Raw genomic sequence first — 1,081 nt, forward strand, 5'->3', positions numbered from 1 at the left:
AGGAATTAGAGGATTATTAAAAGAGTCTTGTCGCTATGATCGACCATTATATTTTGTTTGAAGTTTGGGTGAGTGATAGTTATCATTGCGAAGCAAGTATAAAGGCGTTAAGAGGTGTTTTTAAAACCGAGAAAAATTTAATTTTCGAATCTGAATTTGATGGTGACTATCTCAATTATATAATTGCTTATTGGAAGTATAATGTTGCCAACTTTCGCTATGATTAAGGAATTTTACGACTACCCTATCGAGAGGTTTTATATGAATCCCCTAAACAACGGGCTCCTCAATGGTTAAAGACTTGACAAAAGCTCATTGATGCTGGACACAACCCTGAAAAGTTGATAAAATGCATGGAGGAGACAATCCACAAAGTTTAGCAATTTTACAACGATAAGAGAAGGTCAGGAAAGCGGGGGTTGATAAACGGGAAGTAGAGCATCACTATATGATTGGTAAGAGGGATGTGGAAGATCTCAGCAATTTTATGATTATCTATCACTGTGTGTTTTCTGGTTTAATTGCCGATGAATATTTTCTGATTGAGCATAATTTATTTCCAGCCTTACCCCAGTTGATCCCTAATTTACTCTCAAAGAAATTCCGGGTGCATCTCATATTTGAAAATGTGGCGTAGGGTGCGTTAGGGAAGGGTTACCCTTGATTTTCCCCCTCTTGACATCGGTTGAGAGAGCCCGACCCGTAACCCACCACCGGGTCAAACAGCATGCATTGAGATGCACCCGAAATTCCTGAGGGATAAGCAAGACAAGACTTAATTCAAACAATTGTTAGCTATGATCAGGATATCACCCAATTTTTTGTTGGAAGTCGCCCTACCTTAGCTCCTGAATTTCTTCTAGACTTAGCTATAAACTTAAAAGAGTTCACCCATAAAACCTGGGTTGAAAACCAATTAAGTTATTCTCTCGAAATCTGGTTAAAACTTAGAGGGTTGCCAGTCTCCAGTCAACTAAATTCTTTGGTTGATACAGTAAAAGCTAATATCACTGATAACGATCATAGCTATGCTAGTAAATTAAATCGTCTTCTCAGAGTTATTGATAAAAACACTTAAACA

The 1,081-nt window shown here is 37.7% G+C and carries 1 protein-coding gene; it reads left to right on the forward strand.

The window, feature by feature from the left end; translation table 11 throughout:
• Nucleotides 1-448: 448 nt before the first annotated feature.
• Nucleotides 449-637: a hypothetical protein gene (locus tag F6K49_RS52205; RefSeq protein ID WP_293110930.1), complete on the forward strand. Its 189-nt coding sequence runs from the start codon at nt 449-451 to the stop codon at nt 635-637.
• Nucleotides 638-1,081: the final 444 nt, after the last annotated feature.

Source organism: Moorena sp. SIO3I6 (genome assembly GCF_010672095.1).

Excerpts from the sequence above, each read along its gene's own strand:
- F6K49_RS52205 (WP_293110930.1), top strand. The coding sequence starts at position 449 with ATGATTGGTAAGAGGGATGTGGAAGATCTCAGCAATTTTATGATTATC.